Origin of the sequence: Sphingobacterium sp. JB170, assembly GCF_900163865.1 — a bacterium.
Classification (GTDB): domain Bacteria; phylum Bacteroidota; class Bacteroidia; order Sphingobacteriales; family Sphingobacteriaceae; genus Sphingobacterium.
In genome coordinates this window covers 41,733-68,430 of the sequence record NZ_FUKU01000053.1, presented here as the reverse complement: position 1 = coordinate 68,430, position 26,698 = coordinate 41,733, and the positions used below count along the sequence as shown (strand labels likewise).

Genomic DNA, 26,698 nt, shown 5'->3' with positions numbered 1-26,698 from the left:
TAAGTTCAGTTTGAATCATTTCGATGAATGACGAAAACTGATTATGTTTCGCATATTGTTCAAAGGTGTATTTATCCAATCCCCACCTGTGGTATCAAATGTTTTAATTGTAGGGTATTTTTGAGCAAATGCGGCGTGACGAAAAAAAATTAGCAATTAATCATTTTCATTTTCGCTGTATAAACTGCCAAACGATAGAATGTTTACCAGAAGCCTTCATTTCTCTGTTCCTAATGGTTACAATGTTGAAACTGTGAATTGTGTTTTAACTGGTATTTGTAAAGATTGGGGAGTGTAAATTCTTCTCACTTGAAACATACTCCCAGGACTGACTGACTTTAAGGATGCTTGCAGTCATAATCATGTATCGATACTTATCTGGGAAAAATTTAAGGACAATATTTCTTCAAGCATCAATTTAATATTCTCTTTCTTTACTGATAACATATGAGCTATCTCGTAGCAAATAAATAGTTTTATTCAGTCCGAATGTTACATGTTGTGGCCTAAAATCATCAATTCGAAAGACTACCTCGCCTTTTTCATTTCTGCCGACTTCCTTTTCAGGAGTAGGTAATACCTTATCCAACTGTTTTAAAAATTTAACTTTACTTTTGTGCGAAAACTTTATTCCTAACGCTTCCATAAATGAATGAGAATAATAAACCAAAATTGGTCTGGCGTTATTAAGTGCGTAATAAATGGGAAAGGCTGGATCACTCCCCGTAACCTCAATAGGAGTTTGATCAGGAACTATTTGGTACCGAAGTATAGTATCTCCTTTGTGATAAGAATCAATCGTCAGTTTAATATAACCGAGACCTTCGTCAAACCATGATTCGGAAACGTGTTCTATATTTGCCCCTTCTTGTTCTCGAATCATGTTGGATATTTCATTCATAAGTACTGTATCCCTGATTGAAATTTGTTGAATGTCGACTTCATGCGCATTTTGTGCTCGGATGTCGTAATTGGATAATAAGATCGTGAGCCATAAAATAAAGTACTTAGAAAAAACTTTCATATTGATCAAATTTACATTGAACTGCAAATGACAGATATTGAACCTTGGGCTCTAGTATTATATGAAGTACTACTCCCCGTAAACGTTCCTATTTCGCCACATCCAATAACAAAATGATTAATCATAGGAAACATTTGAGCAAGTGATTTGCCTTGAGGACTTACGTTAAGGTCTGACACGCCATTTTCAACGTAATGTTCTTAAACACGAATACCAGTCAGTGCGATAAATATACGGAATTATAGACCGGATTTACAGCTCATTTAGGCTACGATCTCCATTTCGCTAGGATCCGCCTCATATGTCTTTTTATCACCGACCTATGCAAAGTTAAGTCAGTAAATTATCCCGGTAATCAGGAGCGGCAATTTCCAAAAAGTGGAACAGAACGACTCCGACCGCCGCAATTCCGCAAAGTCCGTCCAAGGCGTTAAAATGCTTTTTTGTAGATGGCGTATCAGGATTCGCTTCTTTCATTAATCAGACAAGAATAAATACATTTTTTAACAAAAAATAGATAGTCGAAAGAAACAGCATCTCAATATGTTTATTGGTATAGCATCGTATCAATAAATCTACAATTTGTATCAAAAGATTGTTAATAATGAGTCTTTTCTGAAAAGCTCTCTGTGGAGATCTATAGAAGTAAATCCCCCTCTTATTTGTACAGTTCGAGTCGTCCAAGCACGAAAGTATCAATTCCCTTGCTTTTCCCTCGGTGGAAAGTTTCGTAACAAGTCTCGCATACAACTTCAACGATTAACAAAATAGTGAAAATAGATGTTGCCGGTATGAACCAACTATATCTACCATTACAATTATATCGAGCTCCCATCAAAACAGCTACAAGTATGCCTTTAAGCCCATTGATATGTTTCTCCCAGGGAGTGGAGCAAGATATTTGAGCATGGAATTCTGCGGTCTCGCCTCTACATTCAACAGATTCTGACCGTTGAGGTAACCCGTCAGCATTGTTCCAAAGATTCGAAAATCATATCCTACCCGCGCCTGTAGTAAGGAATATGCAGGCATCGGTGGTTCTGGGTTAATGTTTTTACCTAAATATCTTTGTTTCAAATAACGTTCGCAGGTCGCCGATAGTGACCCGCTGCCTACTTTCAATATAGTCGAAACGCCATATCTGCTAGTGGGCAGGTTGGGCATATAATCACCTTCTGCCCATCCGCGAAGATGATCGTCCGAGGTATTGATGTTCTTAACGAGGTCCGCAAATGCAGAAAAACTGGCACGGGCTCCTTCCGCCCAGAGGTGATCGTAGGAGGCTTCCAGTTCCCATCCGGTGACGCGCGTTTGCGACGCGCGCCACTCCTTGACGAGGAATCCACCGGAACGAGACATGCCCGTGTGCGCCAGATAAAGGTAATTATTAAAACTTGTCAAGTACCTTGTCGCCATCAGACGGATGCCTCTGAACTGTATGCCAGTTGCAATTTCGATACTATTCGCTGTCTCTTCGCCCAGTCTGTCATCACCGTTTTCTTCGACTAGGATAGCAAAATGGTCGTTTCCTGCATATAGCTCATTGAGATCGGGAGCCCGTTCAGAGTGTGAAAACGCGGCGGTTAGAAAAGCTATTTTTAAGATATCCCACCGCAGTTGAGTAGAGAATTGGTTCAGTGCAAAATCTCGCGGGGAAAGTTTGCCGCCGGCAAGGCCTCTACTAGGCTTATACTGCATGTCGGTCAGAGCGCGACGAGCCACGTAGTCGTGACGATATCCTATGTTCATGACCAGAGGTTTGTACCTCAGCGTGTGTACAGTAAACGCCCCAAGCTCTCGGCTCAAGCTGTTAGGAAGAAATCGCTGTACTCCTTCACCGTCCAACCGTAGAAAGGTAAAGTCAGCGCCCGTTTGCGCTGTCCAGAAGGAAGTAAACTGCTGTTTACTTTCCAGTCTCCATGCCTGTCTTCTGCTTATAAACCTGTTTACCTGGTAAATCCCGACCAGTTCACGATCATCAGCGTACTGTGCCGAATACCGAATGGCTATCTCGCGAATGTATCTATTTGCGGAAGAAAGCACGGTTTCAAACTTTAGCATATGCGAACGCGTCCTAGTATTAATCGGCTGATAATCGGCGACTTGATTTACCGGACCATGGGTATGCTTGGGTTTAGTTGCAAGGGCGAATCCGGGCACACCGTAGTATCCTTCCTGCGCACGGTAACCGATGCCCACACGTAGGCTGTCTTTGATATAACTTGTTCCGAGGTTAAAGGAGCGGCCATCAGCATGGCTATTAGGCATAATCCCATAGTTAACCGGATGTAAATCTGTAATGCCGTGCACCACGGAGGTGTAGAGCGGTGTTGCCGGATCCTGTCCGGCAACAAACTTGCTATTTTCCGGATTAGTCACGCGCTCACCTCCAATAACGGAATACTGATCAAAAGTATACAAATCTGCCTCTGATAACCCCCATTTGGGGTCGTCCATATTTTCAAGCACAAACTTGCTGATGTAAGGATATAAGCTCAAGTTGCGTATCTGTTCCCTATCCACATCTACCTGCGCCATATCAGCCGTCAAATGATCTATTGCCGGATCGTATGCAATCGGTGCCTTTGTATTTCCAGGGATACGCAGATTCCCGTGCTGATAGTTTGTGCCGCTCAGCCGCCAGGCCCAGCTATTTCCAAGATTTCCCTCAACCTGGACCGCCTGCCGGTGTCCGTTGTTGGTGCCAGCTTCCAAAGTAGCGTTACCTTGCCAAACCGTGGAGAAACGAGACTGCGGAATCGTATTATCCTTCATATTCACGGCACCACCAATAGCCTTTCCACCATAAAGAACACTAGCAGAACCTTTGTAAATTTCTATCTCCCGTAGGTTTTCCATATCCACATTGGTGTTGATGTTCGGACTAATACCGCTCAGATCGCTGACCGCCAAGCCGTCCTCTAACAACCTAACCCGGTTACCACTCAGGCTACGGATCATCGGCAGTCCAGCACTTGGGCCAAAGTAGGCATTCTGTACGCCCGGAATATGACTGAGTGTCTCCCCCAATGTCTGCGCTTGGATACGAGAAAGCTGCGACCGGGAAAGCTTAGTGACCAAGCCCGTCAACGGGATTCTAGCGACGACCAATGCTGAATCGATCTGGATCATTTCAAGGGTATCTACTTTTTGTGCACTGCAATACAGGCTAGCGGTAAAAAGATGTACAAAGAACAGAAAGCAAAGAACAGCACGAACAGATCCGGCCATAAAAGAGGTATTTCTAAACATGGCGCTAAATTAAATAAAAACACCAACAACGCAACGTTGTTGCGTTTATAAATTTTATGATTACCTTCGCAAAAAAAATTATACAGATGAACATGTTCAAAAGATTCTTTACTGCGCTCACCGTAGTGTCCACCCTGCTATCAACGACTTTATCTTGTCAAAAAGATACGTCCGGGCCGGAACCAACAATCGAAATTGACCTCCCTGAAAATACGGGGATGTCCTACGGACAAACGGCTAATATTCCAATCCCTTCATCCCTATCGACTCGTAAGGATATTACGTTAAGCCTCGGCTTTGAGCAGACAGACAACGTGGAAATATCAGGTGGCGTTAAGCTTCGCGACCAGCTTTCCAAAGCAGTAACAGTCGATGAGAAGGAGCAAACCATCGTCATCAACTCCTCCACACTTTATCCTAATGGAGCACGCTCTACCACCAACGATAATAAGATTCCTGATTCTTATACCGTTACGCTTTTTGCCAAAACCGGTACTGGGGAAACGGTAGGTAAAAATGATTTTAACTTCACTGTTTCTGAGGGCACAATAGGGATAAGCGGAGCGGATGTATCCAATGAAATCCCGTTTGCCTACGCCCTTTACAGCGATAATATTACGACCTATAAACTGGAAACCTTGGACGTGCCTACGCAAGGGACGACTTGGCATCTGAGCCACTCCCCGGGTGAATCAAATAGCGTAGCTATCGAAAACTCAACCATCCAGTTTTCCGCCGATGCGGGTGACCCCCATAAAAACTCGGAATATACCTATGACCTCCGACCGGTTCTCCTAAAAGATGGATTTCCTGTGGCCAGTACATCTTTCCGGGTCGTTTTTATTCCGCAGGTTAAATTCTTCTTCGGAATGTATTATCCCGATATGGATCTGACAATTAACTTAAATCTATTACATATTGCATTAGGAAACGGTTACCTATCCGCCGAGCCAATGATATATCCTGAAAATTATAAATCATCATTTTCGCTGCAATCAGTGAGCCTAGACGACGCAACATTTGACAATTCTGCCGCCATCTTTTCTGTCAATCCTCAGACAGGGGCGATTACGGTTAAGAAAGACGATACGTTAAAAGCGGGCAGCTACAAAATCATTTTAAAGGCTGTTACTACGACCGGACACGAATTCCAGACCGATCTCACATTGGTGATGTCGCCCCTTTAAATAGCATCCCATACTTCTGGGCACAATTCCCCTATCATAAGAACTTATAGCCACATGATGGGGGAATTGACTTTGGAATGCAGGAGTAACTTCTGCTGACTAATAAAGTCGTACAGGGCTCTTTCGTTCCGTAAAAAATCACTCTGCCGAATTTCAGCCGTCAAATTACGCCTCCACAGCGTGGCTTCAACCGTCACAACTTAGTTTATATACCAAATAGGTGTTAAAGCAAATATCTTCCCTATTAATCTAATTAAAGAAGAGCTCCGAGGACTAATCCTAACGTATCAAATGATGTTCTTGAGGCATGGGTAACCGAAGTGCCCCTTGTTTCGAGCTGCATTCGGCGTATTCAGCGTTTTATGTCGGAAGTAGAATTACCAATGAAGTCTGTTAGTTATTTGATATTTAGCTTACTACCTGTTAAAGGAAATTTCATACTCGTGATGGACAGTCAGCACACAATCTGCATAAAGAACATCCAAATATCGTCCAAAGAAGAGCTTCTTTCTCAGGTATAAAGAACCTTTCATTGAGCAGCATTAAAAAGCGAATTCAAGAAAATGACGTTAATTAAACTTATTCTGAAATGAATGTTTCAGATATTTTCATATCTTTGCCTGTACATATGGCAAGAAACGTAGAATTTGACGAACAATTGGCAATTTCCAAAGCAATGGATGTGTTTTGGAAAAAGGGTTATAACGGTGCTTCTATGCGGGATTTAACGGAAGCTATGGGGATCAACAGCAGTAGTTTGTACAATACCATCGGTGATAAGCACCAGCTTTTCATAAAGTGCATAAAGCACTATACCGAAAGCCGGATGGAAGCTGCTAAAAAGCAATTACATCAAATCTCCTCGCCATTAAAAGCCATTGAAAAATATATCAACGCTTCGGCCTATACCATCACGACCGAACCAAATAGTTGTCTTGCCATAAAAACGACATTTGAGGTCGCCACGTTCGATGTGGAAGTGCAAAAGATTATTAAGTCGGACAATGAGTTTACATACCAATTATTGATTGGTCTGATAAAAAAAGCCATTGATATACAGGAAATTAAATTCACGAAAGATGCTGAAATGCTCACCGATTATATCATCAACCATTTCACTGGATGGCACGAATCGTTCATCATCCACCAAGATAAAACAAGGATTAAGAAAACGGCAAAATTTCTTATCGAACAATTAAACAAATAATTTTTTTATTAAAATTTGAAACAAACGTTTTAGAATAATGGATATAATAGACATGGCAAATAAGTATAGCGGATATTATTCCGCATCAACAGAGCCTGAAATAGTGGAGATAGGAAGAATGAATTATCTATCCATTCTCGGCAGCGGCAGTCCGGGAACGCCTATTTTCTACGAAAAGAAAAAGGCGATCATTGATTTCCTCCAGCAACTTCAAAAAGAGTTTACACAAAAGGAAAAGGCTTTTAAAAGTGATATTGTTGAAATATTCTATTGGTTTGATGAAAAAGAAGGCTTTGTGGACATTGGCGATTTCTATACGACACTTAGTTTGGATATATTAAAGTATAGAATTGCTGTAGTTATTCCTGATTTCATTACTGCACAAAACATCGAAGTCACGGCAGAAAACCACAAAGAAATTCCATTTGCCAGTCAATTTGAAACGTTCGATTATAACGCTGGTAAATGTGTACAGTTGATGCACCTGGGACCCTTTGCTGGAGAATTGGTAACCTTGCCAATTTTACAAAATTTCGCCAGCGAAAGCGGATTGAGAAAATCAGGGATGCATCACGAAATCCATATTACCCATTTTGAAAAGGGACAAAGCCAGGCGAATATGCAAACCATTTTAAGAGACCCGGTACAAGCAATTTAACAACATATTTTTTTAAACAAATCTGAAACAAATGTTTCAATAAACAAACAATACATCATGAAAAACTCAGAAAAAGAATTAACAGGTAAGGTAGCATTGGTTACCGGCGGAACAAAAGGAATAGGAAAAGCCATTGCCGAGGAGTTAGCCAACTTAGGTGCAACAGTTATCACCACCGCACGAAACGAACCGTTGGAAAATAGCACTACTCATGATTTTATTGCGGCAGATCTTACCAACGCTTCAGACAATGAAAGGTTGGCTAAAACGGTTGCCAAAAAATATAGCGCTGTCGATATTTTAATCAATAATGTGGGCGGCACCTCCTCGCCAGCAGGAGGATTTAGTGCATTATCTGAACAAGATTGGGAAAATGATCTGCAGTTAAATCTTTTGGCAGCGATTAAAGTAGATAAGGCGCTTCTCCCCAAGATGATTGAACGTAAAAAAGGGGTGGTAATTCATATCTCATCGATCAATGGAAAAATACCATTGCATACTTCCAACTTTTCCTACGGTGTTATTAAAGCCGCACTGAACAGCTACAGCAAAACGTTGGCAAATGAAATGGCCCAGCATAATATCCGGGTAGTTACGGTTTCTCCGGGAATGGTAAAAACAGCTGCTATGGAAACTTTTTTAAATGGCCTGGCAACGTCTATTGGAAAAACATTTGACGAAACCACACAAGTGGTGATGGACAGTTTGGGTGGCGTTCCGCTAAATCGATTGGCCCAACCGGAAGAAATCGCAAACCTTGTTGGTTTTCTCGTTTCCCCGAAAGCCTCTTACATCACCGGAGCAAATTATGTGGTTGATGGAGGAACAATCCCGACCGTATTTTAAGACAACTTAAAAATATTTTAAAAAAATATGACGATGACTAATGAGCAACAAATCTTGAATTTGATAGGACAATACACCTTCTATGTTGACCAAGCTAGATTCGACAAAGTAGGTGAACTCTTTGCAAATGGTAAAATAATCTCCCCAGGCAGCACGATGGAGGGTAAAGACGGCGTTGCCAGACAATTGGACAAGAACCTACAGGTTTATTCAGACGGTACTCTCCGAACAGCACATATTACTACCAATACCGTTTTAGAAATTCAGGAAGAAAAAAATAACGCTACGGCCGTTTCCTACCTGACAATTTTTCAAAAGGATGTTGATCGGGATTTTCCGCTACAAGCCATAGCCATCGGACGTTATCACGATGCGTTCACGAGAACGGATGGGAAATGGCATTTCTCTGTACGCGAGCTAATCATAACGTTGGCTGGAGATCTTTCTCATCACGCCAAACCCGCAACCATAGATCCAAACACAATCGAACAAAATAGAAAATAAAAATCAAGCATTTATCTAAATAGATATTTTTTACTAAAATCTGGAACGTATGTTTCAATAAAAATTTTTAATAATGGAAATCACAACAAAAGAATTAGCTGGTAAAGTAGCATTAGTAACAGGCGGAACAAAGGGCATCGGTAAAGCAATCGCAGATAGATTATTGGAAGCGGGAGCAAATGTAATCGTAACTGCCAGAAGTCAACCCGGAGAAAATAAACTAAAACATCATTTCATCGCAACAGATTTAACTATCCCGAGCGAAACGGACAAAGTGGTAAAGGAAATCAACGAAAAATTTGGAACAATTGATATTCTAGTCAATAATATGGGTGGATCTACCAGTCCTTCGGGAGGTTTTGGAGCCCTTTCTGACCAGCATTGGGAAAATGACCTTCAATTAAATTTGCAATCTTCTGTTCGCATTGACAGGGCAGTTTTACCTCAAATGGTAGCAAAGAAAAGCGGTGTTATTATCCATATTTCCTCATTAACTGGTGCTATACCCGTATTTGAGTCGCTTGGTGCTTATGCAGTGGCAAAAGCAGCAATAAACAACTATAGCAAAAGCTTGTCAAAAGAATTTACGCCAAAAGGAATACGAGTTGCCGCTGTCTCGCCAGGGATGGTAAAAACCGATACAATGGATGCTTATCTGCAATCATTAGCTGATACATCGGGATTAAGCATAGAAGAAGTTACCAATAATCTAATGAATGATCTTGGCGGAATTCCAATGGGTAGAATGGCACTCCCTGAAGAAATTGCGGAGCTGGTTGGGTTTTTGGTTTCTGCGAGAGCATCCTATATAACTGGCGTAAACTATATTATTGACGGAGGAACAAATCCATCGTTGTAATAGTGCCTTTCCCTAAAAACTGTAAGAAAATGAATAGCAAGAAAAACAAACTTTTAATTTACGGAGCCACCGGATATACAGGAAAGATCATTGCCGAAAGGGCAAAAGAGTTAAACATTGATTTTGAAATTGCAGGAAGGGATCCCGATAAAACCAGGAAATTTGCCGAGGAGATAGCCGTTGATTATCACATTTTCGACGTGGATACTGAGTACGCCTGGCAAAAAGCCTTACTAGGTAAACAGGTCTTAATTAATGCAGCAGGACCGTTTAAGTTTACCGCCGAACAAGCGATGAGAGCCTGCATAAAAGCCGGTGTGCACTATTTAGACATCAGTGCAGAAATGGAGACCTACCGATTGGCTGAGTTACTCGATGAAGAAGCAAATGCGGCGGGTATTCAGTTAATATCTGGTGCTGGCCTTTTTGTGAGCTATGATGCACTGGTTGTTCATCTGTCAAAATTGGTGCCCGAACCCGAATATTTGAGAGTGGGTTTCCAACACTATGGTGGTTTCTCCAGAGGGTCAGTTTTAAGCAGTAAGAATATTGCAGACTTAGGCACATTAATCCGTAGAAATGGCGATATCGTAACTAATCCAGATCCAAAGTCGAAGATATTTTCATTTGGTGAACAGGAAGTAGATTGTATGGCTACGCCTTTAGGAGGTATTATCCTGAGTTATAAAAGTACGGGTATCCCCAATATAGAAGAGTTTTTTTCGCTGAAACTCCCAGCCACGGAAGTTCCGGATCTAACAATGGTAAATCTGCCTGATGGACCAACAAAAGCAGAACGAGCGGCAGGACGAAATGGAATAGCGGCAGAGATTACAGGCAGGGACGGAAAAGTAGTGAAAGCTTGGGTGGATGCACCTTCGGGATATGACCTTACCCCGCTTTCAGTGGTAGCAGTAGCACATCGTATTTTAAATAACGATTTCAAATTTGGATATCAGTCTCCGGGTTCAGCCTATGGCGAGGATATTTTGCAAGATATCCCGAATACCTCTTTGGTTGATATGATATAAAATATTAGTCGGTAACAATTCGTCAAAACGGCAAATAAAAGAGCCGTTATGGCGAATGTACCAAGCCAAATTTATTTTACATTTATACATTCATAAAAAAGAAAACAAATGCGTACAAATAACATTGAAGAAATTATCAAGCGTTCGCTTGAAATCAGAAAGCAATACCATAAACTGGAACGCCAACATCATGGCAGCGAGTGGACGGTAGAAGAAGATGCTTTAGCATTTCTTACCGATACAGGCTTGATAGGAAGAAACATCATGTCACAACAAAATCGCTGGCCAAAAGCAAATTCACAGGAAGAATTAGAACACAAACTCGGCGAAAGCATCTGGTGGCTAGTTGTTTTAGCCGATAGGATGGATATTAGTATTGAAGAGGCTGTAGAGAAATTTTTAACCAAAACTGAAAAATTATTAAAATAATATATGAGCTATTGTTACGCCATTGAGGCGATGCAATCCGAAGAACGGAAAGCATTGCATAAAAAATACCACGATGATCATTACGGTTTTCCCATTCACAATGACGATGAATTGTTTGGGCGATTGATTATGGAAATCAACCAAGCAGGTTTGAGCTGGGAAACGATTTTGAAAAAAGAAGAAGGTTTCCGCAAAGCTTATAGTAATTTCAACATCGAAAAAATCGCTACCTATACAGAAAAGGACCGTGAACGATTGCTGAATGACGCAGGGGTTATCCGCAACAAACTCAAAGTAAATGCAGCGATTGAAAACGCCAAAACCATTGTAGGATTACAAAAAGAATTTGGTTCATTTGAAAAATGGCTGGAACATCATCACCCAAAAACCAAAGAAGAATGGGTGAAATTGTTCAAAAAAACATTCAAGTTTACAGGAGGTGAAATTGTGGGCGAATTTCTAATGAGCATTGGATATTTACGTGGGGCACATTCGGAAAACTGCCCTGTTCATCGACAAATTATAAAACAAAAACCAATGTGGACAAAACAATAATTAGAAAGGTATTTGTAAAATTTATAGCAAATTTTTTCGCCGTTAGCAATGCTTAAGACACCCAAAAATATTTGGAATTGCGGTATAAATATGTCGTTTTAGACGATCATTCTGTCCGCAGAAAATTCATAGGACACGATGAAATTAAAGATTATTTTGAATGCTATTTTATTGATTACAAAACCCAAATCCGATTGGTAGAAATCGACATCATCGACGAAAATATAACCCATATTGAAGTTGAATTCACAGGCGATTTCCGCGAAGGGAAAATTGATGGAACCTTTAATTTTACATTTAACGATGCGGAAATCAAAAAGACGAAAACAGATTTGATCCGGCCAGCTTGCTTAAAACAAAATTTTGATATGTTCAATTTAAAATTGCCTAAGGTCAAGCTAGCACGGATACTATTTATCAATTGGGTCGATTACTAGTGTCACTCAATATCCTGGTTTAAAATTCATCTATCCGAATGTGGTTAATTGTAATAATACCTCCGCGAATTTTTCTCTTTTAAATTATGAATCTTATTGTGATCGATCTTTGCGAAGTAAAGCTTCCAAGTAATAATAATCTGCATAGTTCAGCGGAACATCAACCTCCAAATTGGAAGGTTTTGACCCTGTACTGTGCAATAGTAGGAACCCTTTGTTCTCACCAAAGGACGAACGGTAGCTAGCGGTGAGATTGCTTATGATCTTATCAGCTATTTCTTTATAATTTTCCTTTTCACTATAACCACTTAGCTCATAAAGTCCCGAAGCAATAATAGCTGCTGCGGAAGCATCACGAGGTTCATTTGGAATGTTTGGCGCATCAAAATCCCAATATGGAACAAGATCTTCCGGCATATTAGGGTGGTTTAATATATAGCTAGCGATGTGCTCGGCCTGCTGGAGATATCGAGAATGCTTCGTATAACGGTAGCACATCACATAGCCATAAAGGGCCCACGCCTGTCCTCGTGCCCATGCCGAATCATCACTATACCCCTGATGTGTAGTTTTCTTAATGATATCTCCACTTTGAGGATCGTAATCAACAACATGGTAACTGCTATAATCATCACGAAAATGATTCTTTATAGTTTGATCAGCGTGCGAAACTGCAATATTATAAAACGATGAGTCTCCTGTTAAAAGCGAAGCCTCAAAAAGTAGTTCCAAGTTCATCATGTTGTCGATAATTACCGGGTTTGTCCATTTCGCTTTATTATGATCCCAGGAACGCGTAACACCCGTATTGGGGTTGTAGCGCGTGGATAAGGTTTTAGCAGACTGAATGATAACCTGTTTGTATGCAGTATCGCCCGTAAGTCGATATCCGCTACCGAAACTGTTGTAAATTTTAAAACCCATATCATGGGTACGTCCGTTCATTTTTTCTTTCTCAATGCCAGTCGTGTATTGGCGCGCAAGTGCTAACCATTTGTCATCCTTACTTTGCTCATAGAGGAACCACAATACACCAGCGAAGAAGCCGCTCGTCCAGTCACCCGCAGCGACCAGTTCCAAACTTCCAGAAGGAGAAAGCGTTCTAGGGAATAATAGATCTGGTTTGGAAGCATGCTGCTTTGCCAGTTCAACCTCCTTAAGCATATACTCCGTCTGCTGGGCAGCATTTGAGAAAACGCTATCAATTTCATCCTTCTTGTTCGCCGTGCAACCAACATGCATAAATACGATCAACAGACCGGCGCTAAGATATTTACCTTTCATAGAAAATTAATTTAAAGTCACTTATTTATCTTTAATTATAACCGTTTCCCGGGGGCACGATAATAGTTTTGCTATCATCAATTTTCTGCATAGAATCCCGATTACGAACAAAATCGTTGCCTAACAGGCTTATCGAATTAGTACCGTACGCTTCGACGCCGTTACCATTGTTATACTGAATTTGATTATTTTTTATACTTATATTTTGAGATCCCCTGAAGAGAAATTCTGCCATAACTCCGCTTCGATTATTCGCTTCGATGAGGCTTGAACGAAGGGAGATATTATTAGATTCTGTAATCAAAACACCGTAGTAACCATTACGAGCTATTTCGCAATCCGTAACAGCGACTTGATCCGAATGACTGATTGCTAGACCACTGCCTTGCGGCGAGGTATCCAGTCTGCATCCGCGTACTTCCACGGCCGAACAGTGGCTCAGATGCAGGTTATGCAATAGATGCACCCCTGGAACCATATTCGCGCCATTCTCGCTAAAATCACAATTTATCACCTGTACTGCAGACGCCCCTTTAATTGTCACCCCACTGTACACGCTATTACGAACGGTAATATTTAAAAGAGTGATATTATCAATTTTACCTTTTTCATCCGTAACCAAAACGATACCCGCACGGCGCCCTATATTGTTAAAAGAACGTCGCGAATTGGCAGGCGTGCCGGTGATGAGCGAGGATTCGATCACTAGATCACGAATAGTAACATTCTTTAACTCCAGATCATCATTTGTAATCGCATCACGGTCTTTGATCGCTGGGTCAAGAAACAGGATGGTACGCAGTCCTTGCCCAGCAAGTGTTACCTCGCTAGGAATCTTTAAACTCGCCGGTAGAAGATGTATGCCCGCCATCGCGACAACCCACACCGGCGTGCCGGCAGCTTGTAAAAGAGCCTCTTGCAAGGATTCTCCCGGCTTAACAAATATTGAACCAACGGGAGGTTCGCCCGCAACATTTGATGCGCCTGCCGGATAACCATATGTACTGACCTGCAAGACTTTCTGTTCGGGTGATAAATCTTTATGGAGCGCACGTCTCGCTGTAAGCACGCTGCGCGGGGAAACGCTAAGCGTCTGTTGGGCCGCAATCGAACTATAAGGCATCGATACGCCTTTTGAAGTGTAATGCTGGTATACATATTCGTAATCGTATCGTACGTCTTTACGCTGCTGTGAAATTACGCCATATGCCTGCGGTGTATCAGCTTGCAGAATAAATTTCGCAGTATATTCATACCCCAGAGCGATCCTATTGTTACCCACAGAAAATAAATCTATACCCTGACTATAAGCTATGCGCGCAGCACCCGCAAGTTCACTTTGCCCAAACTGCACATGAGCCTGATCACGCGTACTCTCTTGACTTTGACCACTAGGGTATATATACCGAAAAACACTTCCATTAATGGGACCATACAGAAAATGATCAACGCCACTCTGAAACATGGTCCGATTATCGGTGAATACCGCTATAGCCATAATGCTATGGACAATCGCCGCATCCCAGTTGCCGTTGGCTTGTGGGTAATAATGTCGAAGCAGTGGATAATAGACATTCAAAAGCATGCTTGTAAACTGTTCTATACTCTCTTGCTCCCAACCGGAATCACTATAGCGTAGTATTTCTGCGGCATTACAAAAAACGTAGCCCGTATACCCAGCAATCAACTTAGCATCATTATTATCAAAATCCCACAACTTAGAAGACCAGGTGTCGAGAATCTCAATTGCCTGATCCGCGTAGGCACGATCGCGCGTTATATACCATATCAAAGCACTGTTATAAGCCGTCGAGGCCGCTCTCGATAACTCACTTCCTCCAATATCAGGTTTACCGTAAGGCCCCCGCACTACATGGGCATATGCCTGTGATTGAAAGTCAAGCGATGTTTCTTTTTTTAGCCGCTCAAAAGCATTATGCCAAGGTTGCTGTTTGGCAAGCACTGCACTTTTCATATACGCTAAGTCCGCCGGAGTCTGATCGATCCCCGGGTGCACAAATCGTTGGCCAAACACGACACTTGCAGACCACACCAAAAGTAAAACGATCCATAATTTCTTCATTGATTAACTCCTATTTTAATTTATTTAAATACACCTGAGTCTTTTATTTGAGCTTATAACGTTTCATGCTCAATGTTGCTTTAGCACCCGCATTATCAATTTTATTGACAAAGACATAAGCCCGATAGGTGCCGTCCTGCGTTTCCAGCCAAGCGCCAGCTTCCTCTTTGAGATTTAGCGCATAATTTGGTGAATCACTTACATCCAATTGCTGAAAATCAACATCATCAATATAGATTCCGTATTTAGGATTCCCCAACTGTTGATCTCGAAGACCAAACTCTCGGCGCATTTTAGTAGAGCGGCTTAAGCCCGTGGGAAGGTCAACCTGCGGAAGATACTGCCGGTCAGCACCCGGAGATACAAGCGCATGACCAAAAGAATTCAGTTCACCACGATACAGATATACGAGGTCTATTTCCTGCGGACGTGTTGCTGCCTGAGCCGCCGAATAGAACGTCATATCCTTAATTGAAAGATAACAAGCCTGGTTATCGCTAGCTTCCAGATTAAGGACCATATCCATTACGGCAATCTGATACGGCCCCATCTTGTACGATACGGTAGAACCATCACTGCTCTTTGCTGTAAAGGTAAACTCTACCTTCTTGCCTCGTGCCTGCTCGGGCACGTCATAAAAATAACGCAGTGTTGCTGCCGAGGTATCTCTGGAGAAATTCACGATTGTTTTGGCTCCCTGATTCTCCGATGGCTTACCAATGACGACACCGACGTCAGTTCCGCCATTTATCTCATCGGAACCGGAATGCGTGTAATACGATTTATTTTCTAAATAGGTCTCTTCGCCCCCAGCAATGGAAGCTTCCACCTGCGCCCACAAAATCTTTCCCTTCTGTTTGGGCAGCGCCATAGCATAGGCGAACTCAATATCCAGACCCACAAGGTTGGGGCCTAATGAACGTTTGATCACATCATTCTGTAGATCTGCTCCGCCTTCGGGAATGCTGTATTCTTTCTCACTACAGCTGCTGAAGAATATCGCGCTGAACATAAGAATGGCAATGTGGCGAAAAAAAGTATAGCTCATATTTTTCATTGTCATATTAGTTATGGGTTTTGTATAGATATTACCACCGTGTAGGGTTTTCTAACCTTCCTATTCCCGGAGATCACCGTATAAACTTTTGGGTTTTGGAGATCGGAAAAGTCAACTTTGCCGACGATTTTCGGATCTAGCTTCGCATCGCTCGCAAGTGAAAATTGCGGATATAGATTCTTAAGATCGGTACCAAACTGTACCTCGACATCAATCGTGCATGCCATTGTATCAATAACGGCATTTGATGTCCTGACCGTAATAAAATCGGCACCTAAAAGCTCAAAGTTACTCACGTAACATTCCGCCCTATCGGTTATCAGCAGTCCATCCTCATCCATCGGTAAGTCCTTGCTACATCCCGGCAATATTGCCATAGACAGCAGCATGCATAAAAATTGTATAGTATATCGTTTCATATTTTTTTTGTTAGGGTGATCATGATCTTATCCGACATCAGCTGTTACATCCACGGCGTATTTTGGGTTAAGTTGGGGTTACGGTCGCGCTCACTTTGCGGAATTTTAAATATATAATTTTGCTGATATGTACGCTCAGAGGTGTTTTGGTAATAACGGGACTGTTGAGCACCCCATGTATCTATGCGCCATACACCCGAACCTCCGGGTGCGCCCCATATGCGCTCTATGGCACGCCATCTGCGTAGATCAAATGGACGTTGCCCTTCACCAATGAGCTCTACGATACGCTCCTGTTCGATGGCGGCAAAGAAAGCTTCCTTACTACCTGTTCGCGCGCTCGTTAACGGAGGTAAATTACCACGATGGCGGACTTTATTAACCAGCGCAATTGCTTCTTCTTGTGGACCGTTATACTCATTTGTCGCCTCGGCATACATTAAGTATACATCCGCTAAACGCATCACCGGGAACGCGTAATCACCGTCGCTTCGGCCTTGACCAGCATAATTACGAACGAACTTACGGAATACGTATCCCGAGTTTGTTCCATCGGTGTTATAGGTTATATAATTCTCGCCGCCTATAGTGATGTTCGCGCCCCATGATTTGTAAATGTAAGGTGTGAAACCTGTCGACTTTAACGATTTCATACCCACACTCATTTCATAGTCCCACTGGATGGTGGATTTCATACGGTAGTCGCGATCAGCGTAACTTTGCGGGTTTAGAGTAGAGTTTTCCATCGTGCGAGCATCTGCGAATTTAGATGGATTAACCGGCGTAAGCGGCGAAAGGAATTCTCCCGTTACGATCGATTGATAACGGTCTGCAATTTCGTAGCGCGGGCTAACCCACAGCTGACTTCCTTCGTGGGATCGTCCTGCGAAATCGCGCATGAGTTCCTCTCCTTGCCCCGTTCCCGTGCCACCGTGCGTAAAAACCATTAGCATTTCGGGATTATCCTCGTTGGCAAGTGGCGTAAACAAGTAGTAGTAATTAGGCAAGACCTCTGCTTTACCGAGCCCGTCAATATCTCCGGGTTCTCCATTTTTGTAAAGGGTAAGCCCGAAGTCATCAATAACACTTTTAAAGTCTGCTGCAGCTGCCCCAAATGCGATCTTGGCTTCGGTCGCATTGGCCTGAAACCCTTCCAGCTCGGGCCAGCCGTTCTTTTTCCAGGAGCCCCAGAATAACTGCAGTTTTCCTCGAAATGCCAATGCCGCTGGTTTTGCTGCCCTTCCCAGTTGCGAAGCACTCTGCGGCAGCTTCTCCGCGGCAAAAGTGAAATCCGCTATAATCGAATCTTTAACCTGTGCAATAGGCATACGTGCTAGATCTTGCACCTGCGCGTTATCAAGTACCGTGTGGCCAATATAAGGTACATCGCCCCACATCGATATTAGCCGGAAATAGACCATTCCCCGTAGTAGACGCGCCTCGGCAATGATAGCCTCCAAGCCTTCGACAGACTGTGCTTTCGCCTGGGGCAGCATTTTGTTAACATTATCAATAACGTAGTTTGTACGATTTACTGCGCCATACAGATACCTATAGTACGTATTGAAGTTACTCCCATACCCTGTAGGATTATAGCCTCCTCCGCGATACGGTGCTCCTCCATAGATATCACCACCGCTAGTGCTATTATTCGAATTACGTGTTCTAACGTATTCACCCTGACCATCGAAGTAATAATCGCGATCAAAACACGCACGCACACTGGTATAAGCACCCTGCAATGCATACGTCGCATCGGCCTCTGTTTGCCAAAACGATTCACCCCCTAACTCCGTAGTTGGCTGTTGATTTAGTAGGTCCTTTCGGCAGGAAGCCACCGTAAATAGTACCGTCGCAGCGAGCGCCAAGGATAATATATTAATGTGTATTTTTTTCATCTCTATAATTATTTAATTAAGCACTATGGAAATTAGATACCGATGTTTATCCCGAAAGAAAATGACTTTGTTAGGGGGTACGCATCACTTCTATTACCCGTTTTCTCCGGGTCTAAGCCCCGGTATTTGGTAAATGTCGCCAGGTTCTCTGCAGTAAAAAACAGGCGTACATTGCTTACCCCAGCACGCTTTGTCCAGTCTTTCGGAAAAGCATAACCTAGCTGAATATTCTTCAGACGCAGGTAGCTCATATCATCGAGCCAAAATGTGGTCTCTTGCGTATTATTGCTCCCCCCGATACGGGGCCATTCACCATCGCGGTTTTCAACTGTCCACGGGTTCTCCCAATGTTCTACACTCGCGGCGTAGCGTGCTGAAGGGAAGTTCACATCGTTGTAGTTATTAAGCCAGTAGTCCTTGCGTCCAGTTGCAGCTTGAAAAAGTACCGCCAGGTCCAGCCCTCGCCATGCTAAATAAGCATTCAAACCGTAGTTTGCTGATGGTCGATCGCGCTGCACATTCGGATAGGCTTTTTTATCGTTGCCGTCAATCCGGCCATCACCATTGAGATCTTTACGTAAAATATCACCCGGCGATGCTCCTTGTGGAGTTGCATTATAAACGTCCTGCCAGGTCTGCGCGATACCCACATCTTCATAGGTGTACAAAAAATGGTATGGCATATTTAAAAACACATGCCCTCTGGTGAGGTATTCATTCCATTCCTCCAGATTGGTTTGGTTATACGAGGCATTTAAATTAATGCTGTAATTAAACGCTCCTCTACGATCTTTCCATGTAAAATTCCCTTCAATACCGCGGTTACGCAGGTTACCGATATTTGTACGAGGTGCATCATAGGCTCCTGTTAATAATATCGATAGGTCAGAAGGTCGGTTCATACCGGTTGTCAGCCTGTCGTAGTAATCAATTTCTGCGGTAAGTCTATTATCAAGAAATCCTAGATCAAGCCCAATATTTAACACCGAGGTTTTCTCCCAAGTAAGGCTCCTATTGACCATCTTGCTGTTCACAAACCCGCGCACAATGGATCCATCTATCATATAGGCATTGGCATCCAGCGTTTCTTGCTGTTCATAACGACTAACACCACTGTTATTCCCGAGCCCGCCGTACGATGCCCGTAGCTTACCATTTTGCAACCAATGCTGCGTGGAGGCCATAAATCCTTCCTCGCTAAAGCGCCAGCCAATAGCTGCCGAAGGGAAAAAACCGTACTGGCTGCCTGGTAGAAACTTCGAGGAACCGTCATAGCGAAAATTTGCTTCAAAAAGATATTTATCGTAAGCTGTATAATTTAATCGGCCGATGTAGGAGCGTAATCCTTCAGCATCCGAATTACCTCCTGCTGATTGGATATCGGCAAGGGCGGCATCTATTTCATGCAGCGAAGGGTGAAGCCTATCATTACGTGAGCTGCGCTGAGATCTTTTACTCCAATATTCTTCACTATATACAAATAGGGCGCGAAGATCATGTTTCTGAGCGATCACCGTATGATAATTCAAACGACCATTTAGCTGCGTTTTATAGCCTGTATTCGTATAGTTCGCAATTCCCGCATTCTCGCCAATATAAACACGCGAACCGAAGGATTCTGATTGGAAATTGTAGGCATGGGTGGGTATAGGTGCATTCCAGCGAAATTGATTGAAATAGTCAACCGTGTAGTCCACCCTGGCAGTAAGCCCTTTCAAAGGTGTCCAATCAATATATACACTCGGGGTTACCTCCTGACGGTCCTGGTAATTCAAATTGTTAACGAACTGTGAGTAGGGATTAAAAGCCTGCGGATCCTCGTTATACGCCATCACTCCACCGAAATAACCCGTAATCGGATCATAGGGCAGCACGCCAGCTATTGCATACTGCAAATCGAAATTTCCCGAGTTATCGGTAAACCCATCGTCAAAAGAATAGGTTTGTTTAGACCAGTTTCCCGCGAAACGAGCCCCCACATTCATGTTTTCACGAATTTTATAGTCAAAATTAAACCGCGCATTATAACGCTTATAATCATTATTTATCTGCAGTCCTTTTTCATCCATAATTCCCGCTGAGATAAAAAAATTGGCTTTATCGTTACCTCCAGATGCTGAAATGTTATGATTTTGAAGAGCGCCATCGCGCATAACCACATCCCACCAATCGGTATTTGGGTAACGCAATGGGTCAATCATACCTAAAGCCATCCATTGATCAATTGTTCCGTCCTTAAAAGCCCAATCATCCCGTTCGGTATTAACCGCTGCTAGCCGCTGTTGCAAGGTTAACGCGCGCGGGTAATCAGCCATATAATTGATTGCACGCGTTGGCTTTTGCAATGCATAAGAACTCGATATATTAATGCTAGTCTTGTCTTGCCCCTTACCCGATTTGGTCGTAATCAAGATAACACCATTGGCAGCCCTGGAACCGTAAACAGCGGCCGAGGTAGCATCTTTCAGTACGGAAATACTTTCGATGTCACTGGCATTGATACGATTTATGTCTACATCAGGCATCCCGTCGACTACTACCAATGGGCTGGCATTATTCACCGTGCCCAGTCCTCTGATCAACAAAGACGCACTATTGTTACCAGCCATGCCGGTACTTTGATTGACCGCTAGGCCAGGCATTAGCCCCGAGAGACCCGAGGAAACGTTTGTCAGTGCACGATTTGTGAATTTTTCATCAACATTTAGGGACGATACCGATCCTGTCAGATTGACTTTTTTCTGCGTACCGTAGCCGACAACCACCACTTCGGTAAGTGCCGAAGACTGCTCGATCAAAATAACATCCACTTGTGTGCGCCCGTTGAGCGCCACTTCTTGCGAAGTAAAACCAACGTATGTGAACACCAAAGTGCCTGCTGATCCTGCAGGTGTATTTATTGTAAATCGTCCTTGTGCATTGGTCGTCGCACCAAAGGTAGTATCCTTAATTTTAACGCTAACGCCTACAAGAGGGTTTCCACTTTGGTCACTGACAATCCCATTGACGACCCGCTGCTGATAATTTATGCTTCCCGGACTTATAATAAGTCGTGTTTCTGTAGCATAAGAAGCGGATGTTAATAGAAAAAATAAGAGCGAAAAGGGTAAACACTTATACGGCAAATGTTTCTTTTTTAAAAAGATGGGAAGCAAAAAGTTTCGGATGCTAGGCAAATGAATCTTCTCTAACGTATACACAAGCATACATCGGATGGAGGTAATATATTCCATACATTAACTAATTAATTGGTTATAATCTGATATTTAGGTTTCGTTAAGCAGTACCCGACACTTCTGATTTAGTAAAAGAGCGAAACGCCGAGCGATAATATGCTTAACTTTTTATCACGCATTGCGAACAGGAAGAATTCTTACTGCTCTGCCGTTAGACTCGTGATAAAAAATTAAAAGAAGCGATTAGCATGGCGTAGTTCATAGAACACTCGCATAAAATAACACTGGCTCCTATCTCCCCTAGGATACGCCAATACTTCTGCAGAATCTATTGCGGTCATATGGTATAAAATTAAATGGTTAGCATTGTGGCCTACATGGTAGAACCTAAACAAATGTCGGTGGCACCGCCATCTTTTATGGGGTAATTTTTGTTCAAAGTGGTGGAAAAATGGTGTGTAACGGACATGAAATCGCACTTAACCTTCCCGTTATACAAATTGACTGTCTATTTCTTCTATTGCATCTAATAGGTTCCGGGGCAGCTCTAAGAAACAGTGTAAGGCAGAAAAACACGATAAAAATAAATCTAAATTGACACCTTTAAATTACTCCTGCTTACGCGTTTGTACGTATTGCGAGGGAGACACGCCAAAGAACTTTTTGAATGTTTTACTAAAGTATTTCGGGTCCGTAAAACCGACTTTATAAGCTACCTCACTAACGGTTATATCGACCGCCGTTTCGAGTAATTGAGCGGCCTTTTTTAAACGAACCACATTTATAAATTCAACAACATTTAATCCTGAGAAATTTTTAACCTTGCGATAGAGCACCGTACGGCTCATTCCACAATAACGTGCCAGATCTTCAACGCTAAAGCTTTCCTGGTCGATATGTTCCTGAACGATCTCCATGACTGTACTTAAAAAGCTATTCTGTTCAATCACAACTTCCTCTGTGGGTTTTACAATATGATTTTGTATAAACCTATCCTCCAAACGCTTACGTACATCAAGCATATTTCGGATCTTCAGTCGCAATAACTGTACACTAAAAGGCTTGGTGATATAATCATCCGTACCCTGATTAAATGCCTCCAATACATACGGTTCGGCGGTACGTGCAGTAAGTAAGATCACTGGAATATGGCAGGTCATTCTTGTCTTGCGAACTTTCTGCAGTAGTTCCATACCATCGCTATTGGGCATCATCACATCACTAACGATTAGGTCGGGTACTATTTGTTCGGTGAGGTCCCAGGCCTGTTGACCATCAGCAGCCTCTTTAATAATATAGTGCTCAAGCAGACTTTCTCGGATAAATGAGCGAAGCTCTATATTATCCTCTACAATAAGCAGTAGCGGCTTGCCTACTTTGGCAGCCCCAGAACGATAATCATTATCGCAGGACGCCTCTGCCTCCTGCTCTACCTCGGCGAGTGGTACCTCGGCCACAGGAACCTGTTCTATATCAGCCAAATCTCCCACGGGTAAGGTAATACGCACAACCGTATTATAGGGCTGATCATCCCGCTTTAGTTCACTTAAGGCGGTTATTTCTCCCCCATGCATTCGGACCAATGACCTGGCAAGAGCGAGGCCAATCCCTGATCCAATCTGTAGATTTCCTTTTTGTGTAGACTGATAAAATTCATCAAATATGTAGGGCAGATCTGTCTTGGTTACGCCTCTGCCGGTATCCCAAACGGCAATTTCGCAATGATCTGCCATATCCTGGGAGGCGGACATGGATAGATGTACACAGATGCTCCCTCCTTTGGGTGTAAATTTGAATGAATTAAATAAAATGTTTGTTAGCACTTTCTCCAGCTGTTCTTTATCAACATGAAGTCTAACGCCCTCTGGTAAATAGGAGCGCAACACAAGGCGAATGTTATTCCGTTCACTAAGGATCTTAAAACTATCCAAAATACCCTGCGTGAACAACTTAATATCGGTCCACTCGCGCTGCAAAACGATCTGACCGCCCTCGTGTTTACGGAAATCCAATAGTTGATTCACTAAATGAAGTAGTCTGTCAACACTATTGCTCGCACTTTGCAAAAGAGAACGCGCCCCATTGGAAAGTTCGCTTTGTTCTCCCAACCTTTCTATAGGGCCGGCTATAAGTGATAATGGGGTCCGCAGCTCATGGGAAATATGTGTAAAGAAGTCTAGTTTTGCTTCGTGTATCTCTTTTTGTTTTTCAAGGGCCATATGCTCCCGTAGGAGTTCCTGCCGAAGTTTATTACGGATGCCCAAGAAGCGGATGCCATAAAATATCACGAGGCCTATAATGGCTAAGTAAATGCAATATGCCCACATCGTCCGCCAGGGGGCCGGCAATATCTTTATTTTAAGAACCGTGGGGCTTTCATTCCATATTCCATCATTATTGGCGCCTTTTATAAATAATTCGTAATTGCCCGCATCAAGGTTCGTATACGTAGCAACCGGCATGCTGACATAATTCCATTGCTGATCAAAATTCTTCAAAAAATAAGCGTATTTATTTTTATCGGCGTGGATATAGTTTAACACACTAAATTCTAAACTAAATACGTTCTGCGTATGGTTAAGCACCAGCTCCTTGAGCAAAGAAATATCGGCTTTTATTGGGCTGTCCTTTCCGGGAACAACAGTTTTATTAAAAAGGCGTAACTGTGTAAAAACGACCGGTGGAATAAAATCGTTGGTAAGGATACTGTCAGGATGAAAAATAGTAAACCCGGCAAAGTTCCCAAATGCGAACCGTCCAGCAGAAAGACGTCGAGCCGCTCCATAAATAAACTCATTGCCAACCAAGCCGTCGTTTTGGTCATAATTTCGAATTTTATTCGTCTGTGGGTCGAGGCACGAAATCCCTGCATTGGTACTAAGCCACAGGTTATTACTATCATCATGCAAAATACCGAATATATTATTACCAGCGAGACCACTATCTACATCATAACGTACAAACCGATCACCATTAGGGTCGTATAGATTTAGCCCTGTCATATTCGTTCCGACCCATATCCGCCCTTTTCCATCTTCATGAACACTAATAACGTCATCCCCACTGAGGGTGGAAGGGTCACCTTTCTTATGTAAAAAAGTAACAAAGCGCTCACTTTCTGGTCTCTTCAAGTAGAGCCCACGCTCACTACCAATCCACAGGTTACCTTTGGAATCTTCAAACAAGATCCGCACCATATTTGATAACAAGTCCCCGGTATGGGTGCTAAAGGTCTCTAACTTCATCCCTTTACTCCCTTTACGTCTCCTTTGCACTCCCCCACCGAATGTTGCAATCCAGAGGTCACCCTTTTTATCCTGTAGCAGAGAATAAACATTATTGCTCGCCAGAGATTCAGGATCGGTTGGATCGTGGCGAAAATGCTCAAATGTCGTTTCCCCTCGACGTCTGAGGTTAAGACCGCCCTCGTACGTACCAACCCACAGGTTCAGTTCGCTGTCTAGGCAGAGTGCTTTTATGGTATTATGACTTAAGCTCCCTGAGAAACCTGGTTGGTGCCGCTGGTAGGTGAATTCACCAGTTCTTTGGTCTAAAAAATTCAGTCCTCCACCTTCGGTACCTATAATGAGCGTACCATCGGGCTGCTCGGCAAATGCACTCACCACATTAAAATTCAGTCCCTGGCCAGGATGCGAGCTGTAGGAAAAATTTTGAAATTCGGGAATGCCATCATCAATAATGTTTAATCCTCCGAAATACGTTCCAATCCATATCGATCCGCGCCGATCTTCATAAATCGGACGAATAGAATTATTTGTTAAGCCATAGCTCTGCGTATCTTGCGCATGATAATTCTTAAAATGTCCTCCCTGAAACAGCGAAAGACCATGAAATGTTCCAATCCACACTCTTCCTTTACGATCTTTAACGATAGAGCGTACATCGTTGCTCGGTAGGCTATTTTTCTGCCCTTCGATATGTTTATAGTAACTGATCGTTCTTGTACGTTCATCAATCACTTTTATACCATCGTACTTGGTCGCCACCCACAGCACGCCAGGGCTCATCTCGTAGATTGCTACGGACCTGCGCTCGGCATGCCCCCCATCGCCTTGAATAGGATAAATATCCGCTAAGCGCAGCTCCAATCCACTGCGGATCATCGACACCACCCCTTGGTCGGTACATAACCATATCTTACCTCGTGCATCTTCATACACGTACCGAAAATTCCGGTAAATATGTGCCTTATCACCAATTTCTATAGGTATGCTGTTAAAAACTAGCTCTGCTCTGGGATACTCGCCTTCAATTATTCGGTATAAACCAGTGCTTGCCGCAATCCATAATTGATGCCGCCTATCCTCCATGATATGGTACACAAGCGGCTCGGATTTTGTGCTGCTTGATTGCAGGTTCGAAAGGCGAATACGGCTAAAATTATCATGGGCTCGGTTGTAAAGGTTAAGGCCGTCGACTGTCGCTACCCATAGCCGTTTTCGGCTATCCTCCATAATCGACTGTACGAAGTTACTCCCAATGGATGTACTATCCCGCGGGTTATTACGATAGGTCGTAAATTTACGCGAATCGTACTTGTTAAGCCCATCTCGCGTTCCAATCCACATAAACCCTTGATAATCCTGCATAATAGCAAATACACTACCTTGTGATAGTCCATCATTGACATTAAGGTGCAAAAAACGGATATCTCCAGCAAGCAGCATATTACTTAAAAATAATAGCACGCATAAGGAAACGTAAAACTTCGTTAATCGTCGGATCATCGGTTAAATAGGTCTATTTTAATATTGAGATGATCAAAAATAAT

21 protein-coding genes are annotated in these 26,698 nt (G+C 42.8%); 11 read left to right on the top strand and 10 right to left on the bottom strand.

Annotated features, from left to right (window positions below):
• Positions 1–418 precede the first annotated feature (418 nt).
• The 3 genes from FM107_RS13810 to FM107_RS13805 all read right to left on the bottom strand — a co-directional run bounded on the left by FM107_RS13810 (position 419) and on the right by FM107_RS13805 (position 4,276).
• Entirely contained in the window at positions 419–1,024 is a 606-nt protein-coding gene (locus FM107_RS13810; protein WP_086949069.1) for a hypothetical protein, read from the bottom strand.
• A gap of 330 nt (positions 1,025–1,354) precedes the next feature.
• A complete protein-coding gene (locus tag FM107_RS19545) occupies positions 1,355–1,501 on the bottom strand; it encodes a hypothetical protein (protein ID WP_179204492.1) in 147 nt (48 codons plus the stop codon).
• A 366-nt stretch (positions 1,502–1,867) separates the two neighbouring features.
• Entirely contained in the window at positions 1,868–4,276 is a 2,409-nt protein-coding gene (locus FM107_RS13805) for a TonB-dependent receptor (protein ID WP_256959543.1), read from the bottom strand.
• Between the two features lie 92 nt (positions 4,277–4,368).
• On the opposite strand from FM107_RS13805, the gene FM107_RS13800 reads away from it, so the two are divergent.
• The 11 genes from FM107_RS13800 to FM107_RS13755 all read left to right on the top strand — a co-directional run bounded on the left by FM107_RS13800 (position 4,369) and on the right by FM107_RS13755 (position 11,989).
• Positions 4,369–5,463 carry a hypothetical protein gene (locus tag FM107_RS13800; RefSeq protein WP_143559495.1) on the top strand — a complete coding sequence of 365 codons (1,095 nt, stop codon included), beginning with the start codon at positions 4,369–4,371 and terminating at the stop codon, positions 5,461–5,463.
• Positions 5,464–5,825: 362 nt separating this feature from the next.
• Complete coding sequence (locus tag FM107_RS19755; protein WP_218778996.1) at positions 5,826–5,984, top strand: hypothetical protein; 159 nt, start codon at positions 5,826–5,828, stop codon at positions 5,982–5,984.
• 107 nt (positions 5,985–6,091) lie between these two features.
• Complete coding sequence (locus FM107_RS13795) at positions 6,092–6,670, top strand: TetR/AcrR family transcriptional regulator (protein ID WP_086949066.1); 579 nt, start codon at positions 6,092–6,094, stop codon at positions 6,668–6,670.
• Between the two features lie 37 nt (positions 6,671–6,707).
• On the top strand, positions 6,708–7,328 hold the full coding sequence (locus tag FM107_RS13790) for a GyrI-like domain-containing protein (RefSeq protein WP_086949065.1): 621 nt from the start codon (positions 6,708–6,710) through the stop codon (positions 7,326–7,328).
• A 57-nt stretch (positions 7,329–7,385) separates the two neighbouring features.
• Complete coding sequence (locus tag FM107_RS13785; RefSeq protein ID WP_086949064.1) at positions 7,386–8,174, top strand: SDR family oxidoreductase; 789 nt, start codon at positions 7,386–7,388, stop codon at positions 8,172–8,174.
• 33 nt (positions 8,175–8,207) lie between these two features.
• Entirely contained in the window at positions 8,208–8,678 is a 471-nt protein-coding gene (locus FM107_RS13780) for a nuclear transport factor 2 family protein (protein ID WP_179204490.1), read from the top strand.
• Positions 8,679–8,751: 73 nt separating this feature from the next.
• A complete protein-coding gene (locus FM107_RS13775) occupies positions 8,752–9,537 on the top strand; it encodes an SDR family oxidoreductase (protein WP_086949062.1) in 786 nt (261 codons plus the stop codon).
• Between the two features lie 29 nt (positions 9,538–9,566).
• On the top strand, positions 9,567–10,568 hold the full coding sequence (locus FM107_RS13770; RefSeq protein ID WP_086949061.1) for a trans-acting enoyl reductase family protein: 1,002 nt from the start codon (positions 9,567–9,569) through the stop codon (positions 10,566–10,568).
• Between the two features lie 108 nt (positions 10,569–10,676).
• A complete protein-coding gene (locus tag FM107_RS13765) occupies positions 10,677–10,997 on the top strand; it encodes a MazG-like protein (protein WP_086949060.1) in 321 nt (106 codons plus the stop codon).
• Positions 10,998–11,000: 3 nt separating this feature from the next.
• Positions 11,001–11,552, top strand: a complete 552-nt coding sequence (locus FM107_RS13760; RefSeq protein ID WP_086949059.1) for a DNA-3-methyladenine glycosylase I — start codon at positions 11,001–11,003, stop codon at positions 11,550–11,552.
• Between the two features lie 77 nt (positions 11,553–11,629).
• Entirely contained in the window at positions 11,630–11,989 is a 360-nt protein-coding gene (locus FM107_RS13755) for a nuclear transport factor 2 family protein (protein ID WP_179204489.1), read from the top strand.
• 93 nt (positions 11,990–12,082) lie between these two features.
• Here the strand turns inward: FM107_RS13755 and FM107_RS13750 are convergent, their stop codons facing one another.
• From FM107_RS13750 to FM107_RS13720, 7 genes are all read right to left on the bottom strand, one after another.
• Positions 12,083–13,273, bottom strand: a complete 1,191-nt coding sequence (locus tag FM107_RS13750) for a glycoside hydrolase family 88 protein (RefSeq protein WP_086949058.1) — start codon at positions 13,271–13,273, stop codon at positions 12,083–12,085.
• A gap of 31 nt (positions 13,274–13,304) precedes the next feature.
• The gene (locus FM107_RS13745; RefSeq protein WP_086949057.1) at positions 13,305–15,356 is read right to left on the bottom strand and encodes an alginate lyase family protein; all 2,052 of its coding nucleotides are present in this window, start codon (positions 15,354–15,356) and stop codon (positions 13,305–13,307) included.
• Between the two features lie 43 nt (positions 15,357–15,399).
• Positions 15,400–16,419, bottom strand: a complete 1,020-nt coding sequence (locus FM107_RS13740; protein ID WP_256959541.1) for a DUF4466 family protein — start codon at positions 16,417–16,419, stop codon at positions 15,400–15,402.
• Positions 16,420–16,424: 5 nt separating this feature from the next.
• Positions 16,425–16,832 carry a hypothetical protein gene (locus tag FM107_RS13735; RefSeq protein WP_086949055.1) on the bottom strand — a complete coding sequence of 136 codons (408 nt, stop codon included), beginning with the start codon at positions 16,830–16,832 and terminating at the stop codon, positions 16,425–16,427.
• Positions 16,833–16,876: 44 nt separating this feature from the next.
• A complete protein-coding gene (locus FM107_RS13730) occupies positions 16,877–18,730 on the bottom strand; it encodes a RagB/SusD family nutrient uptake outer membrane protein (RefSeq protein ID WP_086949054.1) in 1,854 nt (617 codons plus the stop codon).
• A 32-nt stretch (positions 18,731–18,762) separates the two neighbouring features.
• Positions 18,763–21,963, bottom strand: a complete 3,201-nt coding sequence (locus tag FM107_RS13725; protein WP_218778995.1) for a TonB-dependent receptor — start codon at positions 21,961–21,963, stop codon at positions 18,763–18,765.
• Positions 21,964–22,514: 551 nt separating this feature from the next.
• Positions 22,515–26,654, bottom strand: coding sequence for a two-component regulator propeller domain-containing protein (locus FM107_RS13720; RefSeq protein ID WP_086949052.1), 4,140 nt, complete (start codon positions 26,652–26,654; stop codon positions 22,515–22,517).
• Positions 26,655–26,698 lie beyond the last annotated feature (44 nt).

Bases quoted from the DNA above. Each gene is read 5' to 3' on its own strand.
- FM107_RS13810 (WP_086949069.1), bottom strand. From the start codon at position 1,024: ATGAAAGTTTTTTCTAAGTACTTTATTTTATGGCTCACGATCTTATTA.
- FM107_RS19545 (WP_179204492.1), bottom strand. From the start codon at position 1,501: ATGAAAGAAGCGAATCCTGATACGCCATCTACAAAAAAGCATTTTAAC.
- FM107_RS13805 (WP_256959543.1), bottom strand. From the start codon at position 4,276: ATGTTTAGAAATACCTCTTTTATGGCCGGATCTGTTCGTGCTGTTCTT.
- FM107_RS13800 (WP_143559495.1), top strand. From the start codon at position 4,369: ATGTTCAAAAGATTCTTTACTGCGCTCACCGTAGTGTCCACCCTGCTA.
- FM107_RS19755 (WP_218778996.1), top strand. From the start codon at position 5,826: ATGTCGGAAGTAGAATTACCAATGAAGTCTGTTAGTTATTTGATATTT.
- FM107_RS13795 (WP_086949066.1), top strand. From the start codon at position 6,092: ATGGCAAGAAACGTAGAATTTGACGAACAATTGGCAATTTCCAAAGCA.
- FM107_RS13790 (WP_086949065.1), top strand. From the start codon at position 6,708: ATGGATATAATAGACATGGCAAATAAGTATAGCGGATATTATTCCGCA.
- FM107_RS13785 (WP_086949064.1), top strand. From the start codon at position 7,386: ATGAAAAACTCAGAAAAAGAATTAACAGGTAAGGTAGCATTGGTTACC.
- FM107_RS13780 (WP_179204490.1), top strand. From the start codon at position 8,208: ATGACTAATGAGCAACAAATCTTGAATTTGATAGGACAATACACCTTC.
- FM107_RS13775 (WP_086949062.1), top strand. From the start codon at position 8,752: ATGGAAATCACAACAAAAGAATTAGCTGGTAAAGTAGCATTAGTAACA.
- FM107_RS13770 (WP_086949061.1), top strand. From the start codon at position 9,567: ATGAATAGCAAGAAAAACAAACTTTTAATTTACGGAGCCACCGGATAT.
- FM107_RS13765 (WP_086949060.1), top strand. From the start codon at position 10,677: ATGCGTACAAATAACATTGAAGAAATTATCAAGCGTTCGCTTGAAATC.
- FM107_RS13760 (WP_086949059.1), top strand. From the start codon at position 11,001: ATGAGCTATTGTTACGCCATTGAGGCGATGCAATCCGAAGAACGGAAA.
- FM107_RS13750 (WP_086949058.1), bottom strand. From the start codon at position 13,273: ATGAAAGGTAAATATCTTAGCGCCGGTCTGTTGATCGTATTTATGCAT.
- FM107_RS13745 (WP_086949057.1), bottom strand. From the start codon at position 15,356: ATGAAGAAATTATGGATCGTTTTACTTTTGGTGTGGTCTGCAAGTGTC.
- FM107_RS13740 (WP_256959541.1), bottom strand. From the start codon at position 16,419: ATGACAATGAAAAATATGAGCTATACTTTTTTTCGCCACATTGCCATT.
- FM107_RS13735 (WP_086949055.1), bottom strand. From the start codon at position 16,832: ATGAAACGATATACTATACAATTTTTATGCATGCTGCTGTCTATGGCA.
- FM107_RS13730 (WP_086949054.1), bottom strand. From the start codon at position 18,730: ATGAAAAAAATACACATTAATATATTATCCTTGGCGCTCGCTGCGACG.
- FM107_RS13725 (WP_218778995.1), bottom strand. From the start codon at position 21,963: ATGGAATATATTACCTCCATCCGATGTATGCTTGTGTATACGTTAGAG.
- FM107_RS13720 (WP_086949052.1), bottom strand. From the start codon at position 26,654: ATGATCCGACGATTAACGAAGTTTTACGTTTCCTTATGCGTGCTATTA.